Below are 18,189 nucleotides of genomic sequence, written 5' to 3'. Positions count from 1 at the left end.
CGTTTGCCCTTGATAAACAAGTGAAACAAAACCAACACTTTACGAATCTCTACAAGCATAATAAATAAATTCAACTATCATTCATATTGTGAATGTATACGGAGTGAAAGCGTGGAGTATAATAATTTACCAGCCAAACGACTGAATGAACCCGGTGGCGAAGACAAGCCGCAAATTTTTCGGACTTTACGTAATATTGATCTCAATTTACTGACTATTTTTGAGGCGGTATATGTCCATAAGGGTATCGTTAACGCTGCGAAAATTCTTAATCTCACGCCATCAGCAATAAGCCAGTCAATCCAAAAGCTACGCGCTATATTTCCCGACCCGTTATTTATCCGCAAGGGCCAGGGGGTAACGCCGACGGCTTATGCCACGCATCTCCACGAGTACATCAGCCAGGGGCTGGAGTCGATTCTGGGCGCACTGGATTTAACCGGGAGCTATGATAAGCAGCGAACCATCACCATCGGCTGTTCCCCTTCTGTCGGGGTGCTGGTGATGCCGGCGATCTTCCAGGCCGTAAAAGAGCATGCTCCGCAGCTCCTGCTTCGCAATGTGCCTCTCAATGAACCTGACATTCAGCTTGCCCAGTTCCAGACGGACCTGATTATTGAAAGCGGCAGCTTCAGTGCCAGAGCGCTGGGGCAAAATGTGCTTTATGCGGATAACCTGGTACTGGTTTGCCGCCAGCAGCATCCTGCTCTTAGCGAGCCGTTAACCATCGAAAACCTGCGCAACTACGATCACTCGTCTTTCATGACCGAAGGGCAATCTAATCATGCACTTCGTCAGCGTATTGATGAAATTTTCCCGGAACGTCAGATCAGCTTCAGCAGTTACAATATGTTTACCACCGCATCCCTGATCGGCAGCAGCGATATGCTGTGCGTTATGCCATCACGCCTGTACAGCCTGCTACAAAAATGCTGGCCGCTGGAAAGCATCCCGCTCAGCCAGCTTAATGCGGAATCTATCGAGATTTCACTGCATTACAACAAGCTGAGTTTGCGCGATCCGGTCCTGGAAAACGTCATCCGCATCATCCGTCAGGCCTTCTGACAGGTTTAGCCAGCACAAGCCCCTGCAACCCGCAGGGCAAAAGGCACAAAACAACAACTATTTTACAAATTGGCGATCTGGCAGGCTGCTTTAACGACCGTTTCAATGATATACTGCCTGTCGTTCGTTCAAAAATAGTTGATAAATACAACATTCCCTTGAATTGAAACGCTTTCCTTCGATATTCGCAACTGGAACACGCACGCTATGAGTAAACCCATTGTGATGGAACGCGGTGTTAAATACCGCGATGCCGATAAAATGGCCCTTATCCCGGTTAAAAACGTGGCTACAGAGCGCGAGGCGCTGTTAAGAAAACCGGAATGGATGAAAATCAAACTTCCGGCCGACTCTTCGCGTATCCAGGGGATCAAAGCGGCGATGCGCAAGAATGGTCTTCACTCCGTGTGTGAAGAAGCCTCTTGTCCGAACCTTGCTGAATGTTTCAATCACGGTACCGCGACGTTTATGATTCTGGGTGCTATCTGTACCCGCCGCTGCCCGTTCTGCGATGTTGCTCATGGCCGTCCAGTCGCGCCTGATGCTAACGAACCCCAGAAACTGGCGCAGACCATCGCCGATATGGCGCTGCGTTATGTGGTTATCACATCCGTTGACCGTGACGACCTGCGTGATGGTGGTGCTCAGCACTTCGCCGACTGTATTACGGCCATTCGCGAGAAAAGCCCTAACATCAAAATCGAGACGCTGGTGCCTGACTTCCGCGGCCGTATGGACCGCGCGCTGGATATCCTGACCGCGACGCCGCCAGATGTGTTTAACCACAACCTGGAGAACGTGCCGCGTCTTTACCGTCAGGTGCGTCCGGGCGCTGACTATAACTGGTCCCTGAAACTGCTGGAGCGTTTCAAAGAAGCGCATCCGCATATTCCGACCAAGTCTGGTCTGATGGTGGGTCTGGGTGAAACCAATGATGAAATCATCGAGGTGATGCGCGATCTTCGCCGCCACGGTGTGACCATGCTGACCCTGGGACAGTATCTGCAGCCAAGCCGTCACCACCTGCCGGTACAGCGCTACGTGAGCCCGGACGAGTTCGATGAAATGAAAGCCGAAGCGATGGCGATGGGCTTCACCCACGCTGCCTGCGGCCCATTCGTTCGCTCCTCATACCATGCCGATATGCAGGCTAAAGGCGAAGAAGTTAAATAATGCTGTAATATTCATTTACAGTAATACAAAAAAACCGGCCTCATGAGCCGGTTTTTTTTCGCAAGCCCTGAGGCGTTGCTGTCACTCTTTGTGAGAAAGCTTGTCTGCCGGGACGTCATCCTCGGCGCTTTTCTTCGCCGCTGCATCATCATCGTTCATCGCTTTCTTAAAGCCTTTGATGGCAGCCCCCAGGTCACCACCCAGCGTGCGTAACTTCTTGGTACCAAACAGCAGGACGACCAGTGCGGCAACCACCAGCAGTTTGGTAATACTAATCTCACCCATAGATACCTTCTTTACTTAAAACAGGCTGCATTCAGCGCCAAAACCTGACTGTATTAACGGTCATTTTGCGCGTGCACACAATAGCAATCTGTAACAAGGTGAATCAAGCATTGTTGAAAAAAACATCACAATAATTGCGGTGGCGCAAACCGACGATTGCGAAGAACGGGTAATTGCTGACGCGCAAGCGCAATTCTCTCTAAGTTTATCTCCGCCACCAGCACATGCGGGGCTTCAACGGCGGCGGCGATCGTCACCCCCAGCGGATCAACCACCCTGCTTTGCCCGATGTTTTTCGTGCCACATTCCCCTGCGGCAACGACATAGCAGGTTGTATCCAGCGCGCGTGCCGCAAGCAGCGTTGCCCAGTGATGCTCTTTTAACGGCCCTTTGACCCACGCGGCAGGCAGTACCAGCACGTCAGCCCCCTGCAGCGCCAGATGGAGCGCCAGCTCGGGAAAACGCAGGTCATAGCAGGTCATCAGTCCGATCTTAAATCCGTCAATCTCCAGCAGCGGAGGGATATTGTCTCCGGGGTCAACGCGTCGCGACTCCTTGATGCTGAACGCATCATAGAGGTGAAGCTTGGCGTAACGTGCGACGATGGCCCCGTCACGAATCGCCACGAGCGTATTCACCGCGCGACCCGGCGTGGAGGGAACATGGATCGTTAAGATCGTCGTCATCGTATTGCCCGCGCTCTGGGCGAGCAATTGCTGTAAGAATTCGCCATCCAGCGGCTGCGCGGACTTCACGGATAAATCCGGGTCATTATCATCCCTGGCCAGCAGCGCCTCGGGGAGAACCAGCAGCGATGCGCCTTTCTGCCGGGCCTGCATCATCAGGTTGACGCATGTTCTCGCATTCTCATGCCAGTCAGGCGTGACGGCAAACTGCCCTACCGCTACATACATATTTGTCCCCTCATCATAAACGGCGTTAAACTCGCTACTCTTACACATCAAATAGCAGGTATTTAGCGTGTTACAACTACTTTTAGCCGTTTTTATTGGTGGGGGAACGGGTAGCGTTGCGCGATGGTTTCTGAGTATGCGGTTTAACCCCCTGCATCAGGCGATTCCTATGGGAACACTTGCCGCAAACCTGATTGGTGCCTTTATCATTGGTATGGGGCTGGCCTGGTTTAACCGAATGACGCACATCGACCCAATGTGGAAGGTGTTGATTACCACCGGATTCTGCGGCGGTTTGACCACCTTCTCAACCTTTTCTGCGGAGACGGTTTTTCTCTTTCAGGAAGGCCGTATCGGCTGGGCGCTGATGAATGTGGCGATCAATATGCTCGGCTCCTTTGCGATGACGGGGATCGCATTTTGGCTATTTTCTTCCGCAAGCGCGCATTAACAGCCGAACCGTTAATGTTGGCTTAATTTTTCTCTGTCACTCTGAATGTAATACTGAACGAGGGTGACAGAATGAAACAGAGTCTGATGAGCGCAGGAATGGTGTTGTTGAGCGTGCTGATCGTTGCCAGCTTCCTGAAAATGTATCTGCTTGGCTGATTCAAAACGAAAAAAACCCGCTCAGTGAGCGGGTTTTGAAATTCTTGCTGACGCGTCTGAATTACAGAGCGATTACGTTAGCAGCAGAAGGGCCTTTGGCACCGTTAGTGATTTCGAACTCTACACGCTGACCTTCAGCCAGAGTTTTGAAACCATTAGACTGGATTGCAGAGAAGTGTACGAACACGTCTTTGCTGCCATCTTCAGGAGTAATGAAACCGAATCCTTTGGACTCATTAAACCACTTAACGTTACCTTTAATCTTAGACATCAAAATTACCTTTACATTAAAAAACGACACAAATGCTGTGTCGGTTATCAGTACATCAATTGTGGGACCTTTTGTCCAGCGGATCTTTGATAAAAAGTGACTAAAGTCGCGTTAATTTTCACTGACAGATTTTTATCGCTTATGAATCAACAACTGCGCGTTTTATCACCAGCATGTAACGTTTTGTCAGTTAAAACTGAAAACGCATCCAGGCGAAGTAAACGTTACCGTTGTTGTACGTACCCGGGATGTAGGTCATCTGGAACGTTGCGGGGCCATAGCCAATAGAGGCCAAAGGCAGCAGCACCGGGATTGGAATGTATTTCCAGTTGTCACGTGCAGTAACCCCGGCGGTATAGCCCAAACCGACGTGGAAGTTCTCGTCCGCTAGCGGGCGCCAGGTTTTTTCCCAGCCATACCCTCCAATCGGCTCCCATTTATTAAACGAGTCTTTGAAGGCCATCAGATAGATGCCATGCCAGTTTCCCTTTTCATCCCAGCGCGACTGGCCAAAACCCGCGCCCCACGGACGCTCGTTGTATTTATCGGTTTTCTCTTTGTCATAAGCAAAACGCGCATGCCACGTTATTGCCGGGACATAGAGATCATAATGTTCAGGTGCCGTCCATGTCTGGGAAACATTATCCGTAAAGGTTGAGAACCAGCCTTTATCCGTCGCGTTGCTTTCTGCCTGTGCAACAGAAGAAAACGTTAACTGCCCAAAAATAAACAACAAAATAGAGAAAAATGTATTACGTACAATCACAATGCAATTACCATTCTTAGTATTCGAGGCAAAGTTTACCATAAAGTAGTTGAATCAAAGCTTAACGACATCAGCGTTATTCCTAATTATTCAGCTTCTTTTCGGGAATATTCTTAAGGAAAGGCGGCGATGCGTTCAAAATAAACCCACAAGGGGTGTGACTTTACCCATTTAATGTTCTGAATCAGTGACATGTAAAACCACACAAAGCATTAACAATTTGTTATCATTATTGGGACATGTTGCGCTATTTCTAACGGTCAAGACCCTCATGACATAAATGTATGGGCCATGGCAAAAAGACGGTTGTTCTGTTCTTTAGTCGTCTGTTTATTGATTTTAATCAGCAAGAACAGGCCAATTATTCGGCACATTTTCATCCTTCTTTTTTTTGATTTTTTGTGCTCCATTGCAGCAGAGATACAGGGGAAATCATGCTTACGTTATTCGAACTCCTTATTGGAGTCGTCGTCATTGTCGGCGTCGCACGCTACATCATTAAAGGCTACTCGGCCACGGGCGTATTATTTGTCGGCGGTCTAACGCTGCTGATTATCAGCGCAATAATGGGGCACCAGGTGTTACCTGCCAGCGCGACCAGCACCGGTTACACGGCTACAGATATTGTTGAATACATTAAAATATTGCTCATGAGCCGCGGCGGTGACCTGGGTATGATGATCATGATGCTGTGCGGTTTTGCAGCCTACATGACCCATATCGGCGCCAACGACATGGTCGTTAAGCTTGCCTCTAAACCCCTGCAATACATCAACTCGCCGTATCTGCTAATGGTCGCCGCCTATTTCCTCGCCTGCCTGATGTCACTGGCCGTTTCGTCGGCTACAGGGCTTGGCGTACTGCTCATGGCGACGCTGTTCCCGGTCATGGTGAACGTCGGTATCAGCCGTGGCGCGGCCGCGGCAATTTGCGCGTCTCCGGCAGCGATTATTCTCTCCCCGACCTCCGGCGACGTTGTGCTGGCGGCAAAGGCAGCGGAGATGTCACTCATCGACTTCGCCTTTAAAACCACGTTACCGATCTCGATTGTTGCCATTGTGGGCATGGGGATCGCGCATTTCTTCTGGCAGCGCTATCTCGATAAGAAAGAAAACATCAGCCATGAAATGATGGACGTGAGTGAAATCACCACCACAGCTCCCGCGTTCTATTCCATTCTGCCGTTCACCCCAATCATCGGGGTGCTGATTTTTGACGGCAAATGGGGTCCACAGCTGCACATCATCACCATTCTTGTCATCTGTATGCTGCTGGCCGCCGTGCTGGAGTTTGTACGCGGTTTTAACACGCAAAAAGTCTTCTCAGGTCTGGAAGTGGCGTATCGCGGTATGGCGGATGCCTTCGCTGGCGTGGTGATGCTGCTGGTTGCGGCAGGCGTTTTTGCCCAGGGTCTGAGCACAATCGGCTTTATCCAGAGCCTGATTTCTATCGCCACCTCGTTCGGCTCGGCCAGTATTATCCTGATGCTGGTTCTGGTGGTGCTCACCATGCTGGCGGCCATGACCACCGGTTCCGGTAATGCGCCTTTCTACGCTTTCGTTGAGATGATCCCGAAACTGGCTCACTCCTCCGGTATTAACCCGGCCTATCTCTCCATTCCCATGCTGCAGGCATCAAATCTGGGCCGCACCATTTCGCCGGTGTCGGGTGTGGTCGTCGCCGTTGCCGGGATGGCGAAAATCTCGCCATTCGAAGTCGTCAAACGCACCTCAGTGCCCGTTATAGTTGGTCTGATTATCGTGATTATCGCCACGGAAGTGCTGGTACCCGGCGCGGCCTAAGCTAAATTAGGGATATCCAAAAAGCGCCTGTAGGCGCTTTTTGTGCTTTAATAACTTCCAGAAATTAATAGTGCTCATTCGATCAGGAAATCATATGTTCAGGAAGGATATCGTCATCCCGTCTGGCGCAATCGCGCTTGCTCTCTGTCTCTTCTCCGCACAGGCGGAACCGCTGAAGGCAACACAGTATGGCGATTTCGATCGCTATGTGCTGGCTCTGTCCTGGCAAACCGGTTTTTGCCAGAGCATGGTCGAACGCAACCGCAATGAACCTGACGAATGTCGCCTGCAAAAAGAGCGCGATAATAAAGCCGATTTTCTGACCGTTCACGGTCTATGGCCTGGCCTGCCGAAATCTATTGCCGCACGCGGCGTGGATGAACGTCGGTGGATGCGTTTTGGCTGCGCCACGCGCCCCATTCCGAACATGCCGGAAGTAAAGGCTAGCCGCAAATGCGATGCCGCCGAAACCGGACTGTCGCTTTCCGCAGCCGCAAAGCTCAACGACGTGATGCCGGGCGCGGGCGGTAATTCCTGCCTGGAACGTTATGAATATGCCAAACATGGCGTCTGCTTTGGTTTCGATCCAGATGCCTATTTCGGCACGATGGTGCGGATGAATCAGGAAGTTAAAAACAGCGCGGTCGGTAAATTCCTCGCCGATAATTACGGGAAAACCGTCAATCGCAGCGACTTTGACGGTGCCGTTGCCAAAAGCTGGGGCAAAGAAAACATCAAAGCGATCAAGCTGACCTGCAACGGCAATCCGGCGTATCTGACCGAGATGCAGGTTTCGCTGAAGGCGGACACCATTAACAACCCGCTTTCTGCGGCGTCATTTGCCCCGCAGCCACATCCGGGTAACTGCGGAAAACAGTTCGTGATTGATAAAGCCGGCTACTGATCCGCGCCCGGGCGCACCATATCAAACCGGTTTTCGTCACTGATGCCATAATACGCCGTCGGCCCACCCGCACGCAGGATGGGCTGCGCTTTCGCCGTCTGGTAAATCCCCTCTTCCAGCAGCGTTTCGGCAATATGGATACCGACCACCTCCCCCAGCACCAGCCAGGTATCGACCGGTGTGCCGTCAGCACCGGTAAGCTGAATGCACTGCGACAGGCGGCACTCAAAGTTCACCGGGCTTTCTGCGACGCGGGGCGCGTTAACCAGCTGGCTCGCCGCTGGCGTAAGTCCGGCAAAGCTGAATTCATCCCGATCGTGCGGAAGCATCGCAGAGGTTTGGTTCATCGCTTGCGCGAGATCGCGCGTCGCAAGGTTCCAGACAAATTCCTTTGTTTCGGTAATATTACGCACGCTGTCCTTCCAGCCGTTGCTGGAAAAGCCGATGATCGGCGGGCGATAGTTAAAGCAGTTAAAGAAGCTATACGGTGCGAGGTTGAGCTGACCGGCCTTGTCGCATGAGGAGATCCAGCCGATCGGACGTGGACCAATAATGGCGTTCAGCGGATCGTGCGGCAGGCCGTGCCCCTGAGACGGTTGGTAGAAGTACATAGTTCTCTCTCGTTGATGGGCGGACGCGAATTGCGCTTCGCGCAACGCCCGGGTTCAGGACACTCAGCGTAACGTATTCCGCCCGGAATGAAGACTGAATAAATTTCAGCGAAAATTCATATGGACCATGAATGTGACCTTCATCACTTCAAACTTGCGCGCTCAGCCAGTATCATCGGGAGAGTTAAACCCTCGCTGCCAGACGGCGAGGGTTTTCTTTTGGATTGGTTTCTGCGTTACGCGCAGCATTAACGACATGGAGTAAAAATGTCCAGACCTACAATTATCATCAACGAGCTCGACGCAGAACGTATCGACAGGCTGCTGGAAAAAGCGGAGTTTGCCTCACTTCCCGTGGCCGACGCCCTGAATGAGGAGCTCGACCGGGCGCAGATGTGCACGCCTGAGACGATGCCGCATGACGTGGTCACCATGAACAGCCAGGTAAAATTCCGCAACCTCACCACCGGTGAAGAGCTGACCCGCACGCTGGTTTACCCGGCTCAGATGACCGACAGCAGCGCACAGCTTTCTGTTCTTGCGCCTGTGGGTGCCGCACTGCTGGGCCTGCGCACGGGCGATACCATCCACTGGGAATTGCCGGGCGGCGCCTCTGCCCATCTTGAAGTGCTGGCGTTGCTCTACCAGCCAGAAGCCGCGGGCGATTACCTGCGTTAACCACTTCTGAACAAGCGCCCACCCGCTTTGCACAGAGGATGCAGCCGCATCCTCTTTCCGTAAATTCACCCCATTTTCTTATATCGCGCAAAAAGCCCTTAATCCACGCTTAATCTGTTTTGGTGCCGTGGGGACGGTCATGAGTGAGATACTGGTTATCACACTTATTTTTCTGATTATTGCGGCGATTATCGTCATGGCCGTGCTTTATCTTGAACGCCACAGCTAGGCGAGTACTCATGCAACCCCACCCGGGAAAGCATTTACCAGGCCCTTAACTTTTTGCTCTGCGGCCTCGGGCGTTTCTGCGCCAGGGACCAGAATCACCTTCCGGCACTCCTCCTCCCGTTTTTCGAATACCTTATAGGCGCGTTCCGCATCGGCAAGGGGAAGATAATGGGTCACGATCTCTTCCGGGGTAAGCAGCCCTTTTTCGATCAGCGGCAGCAGCTCACCCAGCCAGGCATGGACGTGCGTCTGGCCCATCTTAAACGTCAGCCCCTTATCAAAGGCATCGCCAAACAGGAAGCCATGAATAAACCCGGCGTACACGCCGGGTACGCTAACCACGCCACCGCGTCGAACGGCAGCAATGCACTGCCGCAGCGCTTTGCCGCTGCTGCCTTCAATTTTAAGATTGCTGAGGATCGTTTCGGTGGTGCTGCCTTTCGCTTCGAACCCTACCGCATCAATCACGGCGTCAACGCCGCGCTGGCCAGCGGTCTGCTCGATGATTTTTTCCGCTGCGTCGTTATCGTCATCAAAGTTGATGGGGATTGCGCCGTAACGCGCCTCGGCAAATCGCAAACGGTACGGGTGGTGATCGATAACAAAGATCTGCTCGGCCCCTAACAGCCGCGCGCAGGCAATGGTCAGGAGCCCCACCGGCCCGGCGCCGAAAACCGCAACGCTTGAGCCTTTTTCAATCTGCGCATTTTTTGCCGCCTGCCAGGCCGTGGGCAAAATATCGGAAAGGAACAGCGCCTTATCATCGGAGAGGAGTTGCGGGACCTTAAACGGCCCGACGTTGCCTTTTGGCACGCGGACATATTCCGCCTGTCCCCCCGGCACGCCGCCGTAGAGATGGCTGTAGCCAAACAGCGCGGCCGGCGCGGGAATTTGCTTTTTGTTCAGCGCGGCGCCCTGCCCGGCATTGGTATTCTCACAGGCCGCGTATTGCTGCAGACGACAGAAGAAACAGTCCCCACAGGCAATGACAAAGGGGATCACCACGCGATCGCCTTTTTGCAAATTCTTCACCTCTGCGCCGCACTCGACGATTTCCCCCATAAACTCATGGCCAAAAATGTCGCCGTGCTGCACCTTCGGGATCTTTCCGCGATAGAGATGCAAATCGGAGCCGCATATCGCCGTGGCCGTGACGCGCAGAATGATATCGTCGGGCTGTTCGATAATGGGATCGGGGACATTCTCGACGCGTACATGGTGCGGACCGTGATACGTAAGTGCTTTCATGCGACCTCCGAAAGGTTCCAGGTAAGTGTATAAGGGTAGCTACCCCTGAAGGTCTGCCCTGGAATACGGGGCTTTTGAGATTTATCCTGGTGAGATAAGAAAACTGACGGGGCGCTTACAGAAACCATTTTTATTTTATGGTTGAATGAATTCAGCGTTTATAAACAAGGAGAAACGGGTATGTATCAGAGAATCATTATGCCGGTTGATGTTTTTGAGATGGAGCTGAGCGACAAGGCCGTTCGCCATGCGGAGTTTCTGGCGCAGCAGGACGGTGTTATCCATCTTTTACACGTACTGCCGGGCTCCGCCAGCCTGAGCCTGCACCGCTTTGCCGCCGACGTGCGTCGCTTCGAGGAGCATTTGCAGCATGAAGCGGAAACTCGCCTGCAAACCATGGTCAGCCACTTCAGCATCGACCCTTCGCGCATCAAAACGCACGTCAGATTCGGCAGCGTTCGCGATGCGGTAAACGAACTGGCGAACGAGCTAAAAGCAGACGTGGTGGTCATCGGTTCGCGCAACCCTTCCATTACCACGCATCTGCTGGGCTCTAACGCCTCCAGCGTGATCCGCCACACCCATATACCGGTGATGGTCGTAAGATAAAAAAAGAGGCCACCTTTCGGTGGCCTCTCGCTATTGCAGGTGTAGCCTTACTTTCTTCTGTTATGCGGTTTTGGTGCGAATCAGGTAGTCAAAGGAACTCAGAGACGCCTTCGCCCCTTCGCCCGTGGCGATAATGATCTGTTTGTACGGCACGGTGGTGCAGTCGCCCGCCGCAAACACGCCTTTCACGCTGGTTTCACATTTCGCATCGATGATGATTTCGCCCATGCGGTTGCGCTCAATCGCGCCTTCCAGCCAGGTGGTATTTGGCAGCAGACCAATCTGCACGAAGATCCCTGACAGCGGAACGCTGTGCACGTCACCGCTCACGCGGTCGCGGTATTCCAGGCCGGTCACTTTGCTGCCGTCGCCCTTCACTTCCGTGGTCTGCGCGTTCAGTACAATGTCGACGTTTTTCAGGCTGCGAACTTTATCCTGCAGAACCTGGTCGGCCTTCATCTCTGGAGCGAACTCCAGAAGGGTAACGTGCTCAACAATCCCCGCCAGGTCGATAGCCGCTTCAACGCCGGAGTTACCGCCGCCGATCACCGCCACGCGTTTACCTTTAAACAGCGGGCCGTCGCAGTGCGGACAGTAGGTCACGCCTTTGGTACGGTACTGATCTTCGCCCGGAACGTTCATGTTGCGCCATTTCGCGCCGGTGGCAATGATAATGCTGCGCGCTTTCAGCACCGCGCCGGACGCGGTTTCAATCTGGTGTAAACCACCCTCGACCGCTGCCGGAACCAGCTTGCTGGCGCTCTGACTGTCGATCACGTCTACGTCATAGTCGCTGACGTGCGCCTTCAGCGCCCCCGCCAGCTTCTGGCCTTCGGTCTTCGGCACGGAAATGTAGTTTTCGATGTCCACGGTATCGAGCACCTGGCCGCCAAAGCGTTCACCCATCAGGCCGGTACGAATACCTTTACGCGCGGAGTACACCGCTGCCGCCGCGCCCGCAGGGCCGGAACCGACGATAAGCACGTCGTAAGCATCGCGTTTGTTCAGCTCTTCCGCCGCACGTTTTTCAGCACCGGTATCCACTTTGGCAACGATTTCAGTCAGCGTCATGCGGCCCTGGCCGAACTCTTTGCCGTTCATGTAGACGGCCGGAACGCCCATCACGTTACGATCGGTGATTTCATTCTGGAAGGTACCGCCGTCAATCGCCGTGTGCTTGATGCGCGGGTTCAGAACCGACATCAGGTTCAGCGCCTGCACCACGTCCGGGCAGTTGTGGCAGGAGAGCGAGTAATAGGTTTCAAATTCGAAATCACCGTCGATATCGCGGATCTGCTCCAGCAGCGCCTGCGCTTCTTTTGACGGATGACCACCGGTCCACAGCAGCGCCAGCACCAGTGAGGTAAATTCGTGACCCAGCGGCGAGCCGGCAAAGCGCGGTCCCTGGTCGGATCCTGGGTTGGTAATCAGGAAAGAGGGCTTACGGACCGGCAGCGCGTTGTCTTCTTTGAAGGTCACTTTCGGCGACAGCTCGGCGATCTCCGCCAGCAGTTCCTTGATTTCTGCCGATTTGGCGCTGTCGTCCAGCGTGGCAATCAGCTCAACGGGTTTGGTCAGTTTCTCAAGGTAGGCCTTGAGCTGGGTTTTCATGTTAGTGTCGAGCATTGTTCTTCCCTCTCTTAAGACGTCATCATGCAAGCTGCCTTATACGGGCGGCCTGAATGCAACTTGCATCATGGTGCTGGAATGAAATGGGCGCGGGTGCGCCCATTGATTACCGAATGGGCAAAACTTAGATTTTACCAACCAGATCTAAGGATGGAGCCAGCGTCGCTTCGCCTTCTTTCCATTTCGCCGGGCACACTTCGCCTGGGTGAGAAGCCACGTACTGAGCGGCTTTCACTTTACGCAGCAGGTCAGAAGCATCACGGCCGATACCTTCAGCGGTAACTTCGATAGCCTGGATAATGCCCTGCGGGTCAACAACGAAGGTGGCGCGGTCAGCCAGGCCTTCATCTTCACGCATGTTGTCGAAGTTACGGGTCAGGGCGCCAGTCGGGTCGCCGATCATCGCGTATTTGATTTTCGCGATGGTTTCGGAGCTGCTGTGCCATGCTTTGTGGGTGAAGTGGGTATCGGTAGAGACGGAGTAAACGTCTACGCCCAGCTTCTGCAGTTCATCGTAATGGTCTGCAACGTCACCCAGTTCAGTCGGGCAAACGAAGGTAAAGTCAGCCGGATAGAAGAAGAAGACGCTCCAGCGGCCTTCGGTATCTTTCTCGGTAACTTCGATGAACTCACCGTTTTTGAACGCCTGGTTTTTGAAAGGTTTAATTTTGGTGTTAATCAAAGACATCTGTACTTCCTCCGTGTTTTCGTTGAGGTGTAAGGTAACCAACTTTATTCATCGGGGCTAATGCGTATGCTTTATCAAATCAATCAGCCAAACCTTACAACGTCGACAAGACAACAAGGTGAACCTTTTACAGGAAAGCCTGAAAGTAAAAAGGCCGCCTCAACGGGCGGCCCTGATACCTGAATTCCCCGCAGGTACATTCAGTGCCAGCCGAAACTGGCGTTGCGTTGCGCTCTACAACCCTTTATATCAAGGCGGTAACAGCCGTTTGATTACACCACCCGCGCAGGGATTGAGCAATCCATAAGAGAGGCATTCCTGCCTATGGCTGTGATAGGTTGTGTCGAACATCATTCCGGTGCGTTATAAATTTATTTTTATTATAAAACTATCGCGATATATAAATGGCAATTGTCATTTAAAATGTTCACTCCCTTTTCTACAATAAAATTATCTCAATCGCTTTCGAAGCGCTATTTCAATAATCTGCCACCGTGATATATTAAGATGGTTTTAATTTAAAACTAAGAGAATTAACCGAAAGAATTATAAATGGTTAGCCTCAAACTATTGTTATCAGTTATATGATAACCACAGCAAACGCAGCGCCCTCAGGACGAAACATGGCAAACCTCTATGACCTTAAAAAATTCGATCTTAATCTGTTAGTCATTTTCGAGTGCATTTATCAGCACCTTAGTATCAGTAAAGCCGCCGAGACGCTGTATATCACACCCTCAGCCGTGAGCCAGTCACTGCAGCGTCTGAGAGGACAACTCAACGATCCTCTGTTTATCCGTTCCGGTAAAGGGATCACGCCCACGACCGTCGGCGTCAATTTGCATCATCATCTGGAACAGAACCTGAACCAGCTGGAGCAGACTATCAATATCATGCACAGCAGCGGGTTGAAGAAGAACTTTGTCATTTATTGCCCGCATTTTATGAGTACGAAAGCAACGCTTGACCCTATAAAACTGTTGATGGAAAACCATAACTATTCAATTGAATTACATGATGTTTTTCTTTCGTCTGATTCAGCGGAAGATCTCTTAGCCTACAGAAGAGCCGACCTGATATTTTCGTTTTCTTCTTCTAACAATCATTCTGTCGCCTGTAGCCTTTACCATAAACTTCCTTTCGTCCTCGTTTGTCGGGAGGGCCATCCCCGTCTCAGTGAAAATCCCACGCGTGAAGAGATTCTGAATGAAAACTTCACCGCCTACCTGAACGATGAAAACAGCTTCAAAGACTATCAGGAAAAGGCCGAAAACCTGTTAACCGAAAGAAATATCGTCTATCGCAGCGACTCTTTTATATCCCTTCTGTCGGTGATCGGTTCGTCCGACCTCATAGGATTAGTGCCCGCGCCGGCCTTCGAACAATATGGGCCAGCCCTCAACCTGCGAAAAGTGGAAACTGACATTCAATTCCCCAGCATTGATATTTACATGATGTACAATCGTTCCGCGCTCAATAGCTCGGCATTCGCGAGTTTTATTGAAGAAATATCCTTACCGTGAGATATTGCTGTGGTTCTCGCACAAAATGGGAACCACACCGTTAAAACATACACCACCGTTATAGAATTACGCGGCATAACCGTTACATATCCAATTAATTATTGACTGATATAATCCTCTTATTAGTATTGACGCTACAGTCAGGTATTTATTCCTCAGGATGAGAATAAGCATGTCAATTTATAAATACCCTTTAAACCAGGATGTTCTTACCGCTGCTCGGGAGCGAATAAAATGGACGCTCGAAAACTTACCCAGAATCTGTGTTTCTTTTTCAGGAGGTAAAGACTCCACCGTCATGCTGCATCTGGTTGCCCAGCAGGCGCGACTGATGAACATCAAAATAGATGTGCTCTTTATCGACTGGGAAGCGCAGTTTTCCCATACCATTATCCATGTGGAACATATGCGCGAGTTGTACAGCGATGTCATCGACCATTTCTGGTGGGTCGCGCTCCCCCTGACAACGCAAAATTCACTGTCGCAATTCCAGCCGGAATGGCAATGCTGGGAACCCGGCACACAATGGGTCCGCCAGCCTCCTGACGATGCGATAACCGATCCCGCTTTTTTTCCCTTCTACCAGCCAGGCATGACGTTTGAAACCTTTGTCCGCGGTTTCTCCGACTGGTTCTCTCGCAATCGCCCGGCGGCGGTACTGATTGGCATCCGCGCCGATGAGTCATACAACCGTTTTCTGGCTGTCGCGTCGGCGCGTAAACAGCGGTTTGCCGACGATAAACCCTGGACAACCGTCGCACCGGGAGGACATGCCTGGTATATCTACCCTCTCTACGACTGGAAAACCGCCGATATATGGACCTGGTTCGCCAAATCAGGGTGTTGCTATAACCCACTCTATGACCTGATGTTTCAGGCCGGCGTGCCGCTACGCTACATGCGGATTTGTGAACCCTTTGGTCCGGAACAGCGCCAGGGATTATGGCTCTACCACGTTGTTGAGCCCGATCGCTGGGCGGCTATGTGTGAGCGCGTGAGCGGTGCGCGCAGCGGGGGGATGTACGCCGGACACGATAACCATTTTTATGGTCACCGAAAAATTCTGAAACCCGAACACCTGTGCTGGCGCGAATATGCCATGCTGCTCCTCGACAGCATGCCGCAAAATACGGCTGAGCATTACCGCAATAAAATCGCCATTTATCTGCACTGGTATCAGAAGAGAGGCGCAGAGGATATTCCCGATACGCAGGACGGTGACATCGGTGCCAAAGATGTTCCCTCATGGCGCCGTATTTGTAAGGTTCTCCTGAATAACGACTACTGGTGCAGGGCGCTATCGTTCAGCCCAAATAAACCCAAACATTATCAGCGCTACAGCGACAGAGTGAAGGCGAAACGCAAGGAGTGGGGCATATTATGCGACAAAAACTAATCAACGAGATGGAAACGTACCTTCAGTCACTTCCCGAAGAGGAACGCATTAACGCCATAAATGCTTTTCGTGAAGCGATCCATAAACACAGTCCGTTTCGTGCGCAACCGATAGACTGCGTCCTCTGGATCAAACAGGACGCTATTACCGCTAACGACTACAACCCCAATAACGTTGCCCCGCCAGAAAAACGGCTGCTCAGTAAGTCGCTGGAACTCGATGGATTCACCCAACCTATCGTTGTGACAGAAAGTGAACCGCAACATTACGAAATTGTGGATGGTTTTCATCGCCATGAAATCGGTAAAAATCGGGCGGCACTGAAGCACCAGCTCAAGGGTTATCTTCCTGTCACCTTCCTGCGCCAGGACCGACAGGATAAACATGACCGTATGGCTGCCACTATTCGTCACAACCGGGCGCGGGGTCGACACCAGATTAACGCTATGTCGGAGATCGTTCGCGAGCTGGTGCAGCTTGGCTGGAATGACGAGAGAATAAGCAAGGAGCTGGGAATGGACAGCGATGAAGTCTTGCGCCTCAAGCAAATCAACGGTCTGCTGGAGCTGTTTGCAGACCGTCGTTATTCAGAAGCCTGGACGGTGAAATAATCAGAGCGTGTTAAGACGCTCTGCCGCCGCCAGCAGCGTCGATTCCTGCTTCGCAAAGCAAAGACGAATCAGCTTATGCGGGAAGGGATCGGCGCAGAATACAGACAGCGGAATGGCGGCTACGCCCACCTCTTTCGTCAGCCACTGGCAGAAACTCACGTCGTCCAGATCCGATATCGCGCTGTAGTCGGCGAGCAGGAAATAGGTCCCTTCTGAGGGCAAAATTTCCAGACGACTTTTGCTTAGCGCCGCCACAAACAGATCCCGACGTTCACGATAGAAGTGCGGCAGCTCGCGATAGTGCTCCGGCTCGGCGCGCAGCATATCCGCCAGCGCCAGCTGAGCCGGCGTGTTCACGGCAAAGGTCAGGTACTGGTGCACCTTGCGCAGCTCGGCGCTGATAGCCGCCGGTGCGACGCAGTAGCCCACTTTCCAGCCGGTCATATGGTAAGTCTTACCGAATGACGAGACGGCGATAGCACGCTCGCGAAGCTGCGGATGGGCCAGCACGCTGGCGTGTCCTTCTTCTGCAAAGCAGATGTGCTCGTAGACTTCATCGCTCAGCACGTAAATTTCACGTTCCGCAATCGCCTGCCACAGCACGGCGAAATCGGTCTTTTGCCACACCGTCGCCGACGGGTTGTGCGGGGTATTCAGGATCACCAGGCGGGTTTTGTCGCTCAGCAGCGCAGCAAACGCCTGCCAGTCAGGGCGAAAATGCGGCGGCTGGAGCGCCACGCGTTTCACCACGCCGCCGGAGAGTTCAACCGCAGGCGCATAGCTGTCGTAGCTCGGATCAAAGCAGATAACTTCATCGCCCTTACGCACCAGCGCGGTGATGGCCGCATACAGCGCTTCGGTCGCCCCTGCCGTCACCGTAATGTCGCTGTTCGCATCGGGCTTATGGCCGTACAGCTCCGCCGTTTTATCCGCAATGGCTTCCCGCAGCGCCTGCATGCCCGTCATCGGCGCATACTGATTCGCCCCCTGCGCCACGTGGTACGCCAGACGCTCCTGCAGATAGGTCGGGCCGTCGAAATCCGGGAATCCCTGAGAAAGGTTAATGGCGTTGTGCTGCTGCGCCAGAGCGCTCATCTGCGTAAAGATGGTAGTACCGAGATTGGGAAGTTTACTCTTCGGAATCAATGCGTTATTGCTCATTGTGTCATGCCTGCTTGT

At 52.4% G+C, this 18,189-nt stretch carries 20 protein-coding genes; 11 read left to right on the top strand and 9 right to left on the bottom strand.

The window, feature by feature from the left end:
- Positions 1 to 111: 111 nt before the first annotated feature.
- The gene (locus tag EnteroDNA1_RS19925) at positions 112 to 1,065 is read left to right on the top strand and encodes a YbeF family transcriptional regulator (RefSeq protein ID WP_032665064.1); all 954 of its coding nucleotides are present in this window, start codon (positions 112 to 114) and stop codon (positions 1,063 to 1,065) included.
- Positions 1,066 to 1,272: 207 nt separating this feature from the next.
- Complete coding sequence (gene lipA, locus EnteroDNA1_RS19920) at positions 1,273 to 2,238, top strand: lipoyl synthase (protein ID WP_013097595.1); 966 nt, start codon at positions 1,273 to 1,275, stop codon at positions 2,236 to 2,238.
- A gap of 81 nt (positions 2,239 to 2,319) precedes the next feature.
- Here the strand turns inward: lipA and tatE are convergent, their stop codons facing one another.
- Both tatE and EnteroDNA1_RS19910 read right to left on the bottom strand, forming a co-directional pair.
- The gene (gene tatE / locus EnteroDNA1_RS19915; RefSeq protein ID WP_023310742.1) at positions 2,320 to 2,523 is read right to left on the bottom strand and encodes a twin-arginine translocase subunit TatE; all 204 of its coding nucleotides are present in this window, start codon (positions 2,521 to 2,523) and stop codon (positions 2,320 to 2,322) included.
- Between the two features lie 125 nt (positions 2,524 to 2,648).
- A complete protein-coding gene (locus tag EnteroDNA1_RS19910; protein WP_069303812.1) occupies positions 2,649 to 3,437 on the bottom strand; it encodes a deaminated glutathione amidase in 789 nt (262 codons plus the stop codon).
- A gap of 67 nt (positions 3,438 to 3,504) precedes the next feature.
- On the opposite strand from EnteroDNA1_RS19910, the gene crcB reads away from it, so the two are divergent.
- Entirely contained in the window at positions 3,505 to 3,888 is a 384-nt protein-coding gene (crcB, locus tag EnteroDNA1_RS19905) for a fluoride efflux transporter CrcB (RefSeq protein ID WP_033144922.1), read from the top strand.
- A gap of 219 nt (positions 3,889 to 4,107) precedes the next feature.
- Here the strand turns inward: crcB and cspE are convergent, their stop codons facing one another.
- The gene (gene cspE / locus EnteroDNA1_RS19900; RefSeq protein ID WP_002439184.1) at positions 4,108 to 4,317 is read right to left on the bottom strand and encodes a transcription antiterminator/RNA stability regulator CspE; all 210 of its coding nucleotides are present in this window, start codon (positions 4,315 to 4,317) and stop codon (positions 4,108 to 4,110) included.
- Positions 4,318 to 4,507: 190 nt separating this feature from the next.
- Positions 4,508 to 5,125, bottom strand: coding sequence for a lipid IV(A) palmitoyltransferase PagP (pagP, locus tag EnteroDNA1_RS19895; protein WP_069303811.1), 618 nt, complete (start codon positions 5,123 to 5,125; stop codon positions 4,508 to 4,510).
- Positions 5,126 to 5,517: 392 nt separating this feature from the next.
- Here pagP and dcuC point away from each other — a divergent pair, with 392 nt between their 5' ends.
- Positions 5,518 to 6,885 (top strand): anaerobic C4-dicarboxylate transporter DcuC, encoded by a 1,368-nt coding sequence (gene dcuC, locus EnteroDNA1_RS19890; RefSeq protein WP_069303810.1) that lies wholly within the window; start codon positions 5,518 to 5,520, stop codon positions 6,883 to 6,885.
- Positions 6,886 to 6,979: 94 nt separating this feature from the next.
- Positions 6,980 to 7,789, top strand: coding sequence for a ribonuclease I (rna, locus tag EnteroDNA1_RS19885; protein ID WP_045887730.1), 810 nt, complete (start codon positions 6,980 to 6,982; stop codon positions 7,787 to 7,789).
- Here the strand turns inward: rna and EnteroDNA1_RS19880 are convergent.
- Positions 7,783 to 8,400, bottom strand: coding sequence for a flavin reductase family protein (locus EnteroDNA1_RS19880; RefSeq protein WP_023310735.1), 618 nt, complete (start codon positions 8,398 to 8,400; stop codon positions 7,783 to 7,785). The genes rna and EnteroDNA1_RS19880 overlap by 7 nt on opposite strands.
- Before the next feature lie 267 nt (positions 8,401 to 8,667).
- On the opposite strand from EnteroDNA1_RS19880, the gene rnk reads away from it, so the two are divergent.
- Both rnk and yldA read left to right on the top strand, forming a co-directional pair.
- Positions 8,668 to 9,078 (top strand): nucleoside diphosphate kinase regulator, encoded by a 411-nt coding sequence (rnk, locus tag EnteroDNA1_RS19875; RefSeq protein ID WP_023310734.1) that lies wholly within the window; start codon positions 8,668 to 8,670, stop codon positions 9,076 to 9,078.
- Positions 9,079 to 9,217: 139 nt separating this feature from the next.
- Positions 9,218 to 9,307, top strand: coding sequence for a small membrane protein YldA (gene yldA, locus EnteroDNA1_RS22630; RefSeq protein WP_272481390.1), 90 nt, complete (start codon positions 9,218 to 9,220; stop codon positions 9,305 to 9,307).
- Positions 9,308 to 9,315: 8 nt separating this feature from the next.
- Here yldA and EnteroDNA1_RS19870 read toward each other — a convergent pair whose 3' ends face one another.
- The gene (locus tag EnteroDNA1_RS19870; RefSeq protein WP_032661072.1) at positions 9,316 to 10,554 is read right to left on the bottom strand and encodes a zinc-dependent alcohol dehydrogenase; all 1,239 of its coding nucleotides are present in this window, start codon (positions 10,552 to 10,554) and stop codon (positions 9,316 to 9,318) included.
- Positions 10,555 to 10,734: 180 nt separating this feature from the next.
- Between EnteroDNA1_RS19870 and uspG the strand changes: the two genes are divergently transcribed.
- A complete protein-coding gene (gene uspG, locus EnteroDNA1_RS19865; RefSeq protein WP_023310731.1) occupies positions 10,735 to 11,163 on the top strand; it encodes a universal stress protein UspG in 429 nt (142 codons plus the stop codon).
- Between the two features lie 60 nt (positions 11,164 to 11,223).
- Here uspG and ahpF read toward each other — a convergent pair whose 3' ends face one another.
- Positions 11,224 to 12,789, bottom strand: coding sequence for an alkyl hydroperoxide reductase subunit F (gene ahpF, locus EnteroDNA1_RS19860; protein WP_064673637.1), 1,566 nt, complete (start codon positions 12,787 to 12,789; stop codon positions 11,224 to 11,226).
- A 127-nt stretch (positions 12,790 to 12,916) separates the two neighbouring features.
- Positions 12,917 to 13,480, bottom strand: a complete 564-nt coding sequence (gene ahpC / locus EnteroDNA1_RS19855) for an alkyl hydroperoxide reductase subunit C (protein ID WP_008501015.1) — start codon at positions 13,478 to 13,480, stop codon at positions 12,917 to 12,919.
- A gap of 623 nt (positions 13,481 to 14,103) precedes the next feature.
- Between ahpC and citR the strand changes: the two genes are divergently transcribed.
- The 3 genes from citR to EnteroDNA1_RS19840 all read left to right on the top strand — a co-directional run bounded on the left by citR (position 14,104) and on the right by EnteroDNA1_RS19840 (position 17,010).
- A complete protein-coding gene (gene citR / locus EnteroDNA1_RS19850; protein WP_039261223.1) occupies positions 14,104 to 15,003 on the top strand; it encodes a DNA-binding transcriptional repressor CitR in 900 nt (299 codons plus the stop codon).
- Between the two features lie 172 nt (positions 15,004 to 15,175).
- The gene (locus EnteroDNA1_RS19845) at positions 15,176 to 16,399 is read left to right on the top strand and encodes a phosphoadenosine phosphosulfate reductase (protein ID WP_069303809.1); all 1,224 of its coding nucleotides are present in this window, start codon (positions 15,176 to 15,178) and stop codon (positions 16,397 to 16,399) included.
- Positions 16,384 to 17,010, top strand: coding sequence for an IbrB-like domain-containing protein (locus tag EnteroDNA1_RS19840; RefSeq protein ID WP_069303808.1), 627 nt, complete (start codon positions 16,384 to 16,386; stop codon positions 17,008 to 17,010). The genes EnteroDNA1_RS19845 and EnteroDNA1_RS19840 overlap by 16 nt, the downstream gene beginning before the upstream one ends.
- On the opposite strand, the gene EnteroDNA1_RS19835 is transcribed toward EnteroDNA1_RS19840, so the two are convergent.
- Complete coding sequence (locus EnteroDNA1_RS19835) at positions 17,011 to 18,171, bottom strand: pyridoxal phosphate-dependent aminotransferase (protein WP_069303807.1); 1,161 nt, start codon at positions 18,169 to 18,171, stop codon at positions 17,011 to 17,013.
- Positions 18,172 to 18,189: the final 18 nt, after the last annotated feature.

Source organism: Enterobacter sp. HK169 (assembly GCF_001719105.1).
Taxonomy (GTDB): domain Bacteria; phylum Pseudomonadota; class Gammaproteobacteria; order Enterobacterales; family Enterobacteriaceae; genus Enterobacter; species Enterobacter asburiae_B.
Note: the sequence above shows the minus strand (reverse complement) of the source record. Positions and strands in the feature narration are given on the sequence as shown.

Coding starts and splice junctions, on each gene's coding strand:
- lipA (WP_013097595.1), top strand. CDS start 1,273: ATGAGTAAACCCATTGTGATGGAACGCGGTGTTAAATACCGCGATGCC.
- tatE (WP_023310742.1), bottom strand. CDS start 2,523: ATGGGTGAGATTAGTATTACCAAACTGCTGGTGGTTGCCGCACTGGTC.
- EnteroDNA1_RS19910 (WP_069303812.1), bottom strand. CDS start 3,437: ATGTATGTAGCGGTAGGGCAGTTTGCCGTCACGCCTGACTGGCATGAG.
- cspE (WP_002439184.1), bottom strand. CDS start 4,317: ATGTCTAAGATTAAAGGTAACGTTAAGTGGTTTAATGAGTCCAAAGGA.
- pagP (WP_069303811.1), bottom strand. CDS start 5,125: ATGGTAAACTTTGCCTCGAATACTAAGAATGGTAATTGCATTGTGATT.
- dcuC (WP_069303810.1), top strand. CDS start 5,518: ATGCTTACGTTATTCGAACTCCTTATTGGAGTCGTCGTCATTGTCGGC.
- rna (WP_045887730.1), top strand. CDS start 6,980: ATGTTCAGGAAGGATATCGTCATCCCGTCTGGCGCAATCGCGCTTGCT.
- EnteroDNA1_RS19880 (WP_023310735.1), bottom strand. CDS start 8,400: ATGTACTTCTACCAACCGTCTCAGGGGCACGGCCTGCCGCACGATCCG.
- rnk (WP_023310734.1), top strand. CDS start 8,668: ATGTCCAGACCTACAATTATCATCAACGAGCTCGACGCAGAACGTATC.
- yldA (WP_272481390.1), top strand. CDS start 9,218: ATGAGTGAGATACTGGTTATCACACTTATTTTTCTGATTATTGCGGCG.
- EnteroDNA1_RS19870 (WP_032661072.1), bottom strand. CDS start 10,554: ATGAAAGCACTTACGTATCACGGTCCGCACCATGTACGCGTCGAGAAT.
- uspG (WP_023310731.1), top strand. CDS start 10,735: ATGTATCAGAGAATCATTATGCCGGTTGATGTTTTTGAGATGGAGCTG.
- ahpF (WP_064673637.1), bottom strand. CDS start 12,789: ATGCTCGACACTAACATGAAAACCCAGCTCAAGGCCTACCTTGAGAAA.
- ahpC (WP_008501015.1), bottom strand. CDS start 13,480: ATGTCTTTGATTAACACCAAAATTAAACCTTTCAAAAACCAGGCGTTC.
- citR (WP_039261223.1), top strand. CDS start 14,104: ATGGCAAACCTCTATGACCTTAAAAAATTCGATCTTAATCTGTTAGTC.
- EnteroDNA1_RS19845 (WP_069303809.1), top strand. CDS start 15,176: ATGTCAATTTATAAATACCCTTTAAACCAGGATGTTCTTACCGCTGCT.
- EnteroDNA1_RS19840 (WP_069303808.1), top strand. CDS start 16,384: ATGCGACAAAAACTAATCAACGAGATGGAAACGTACCTTCAGTCACTT.
- EnteroDNA1_RS19835 (WP_069303807.1), bottom strand. CDS start 18,171: ATGAGCAATAACGCATTGATTCCGAAGAGTAAACTTCCCAATCTCGGT.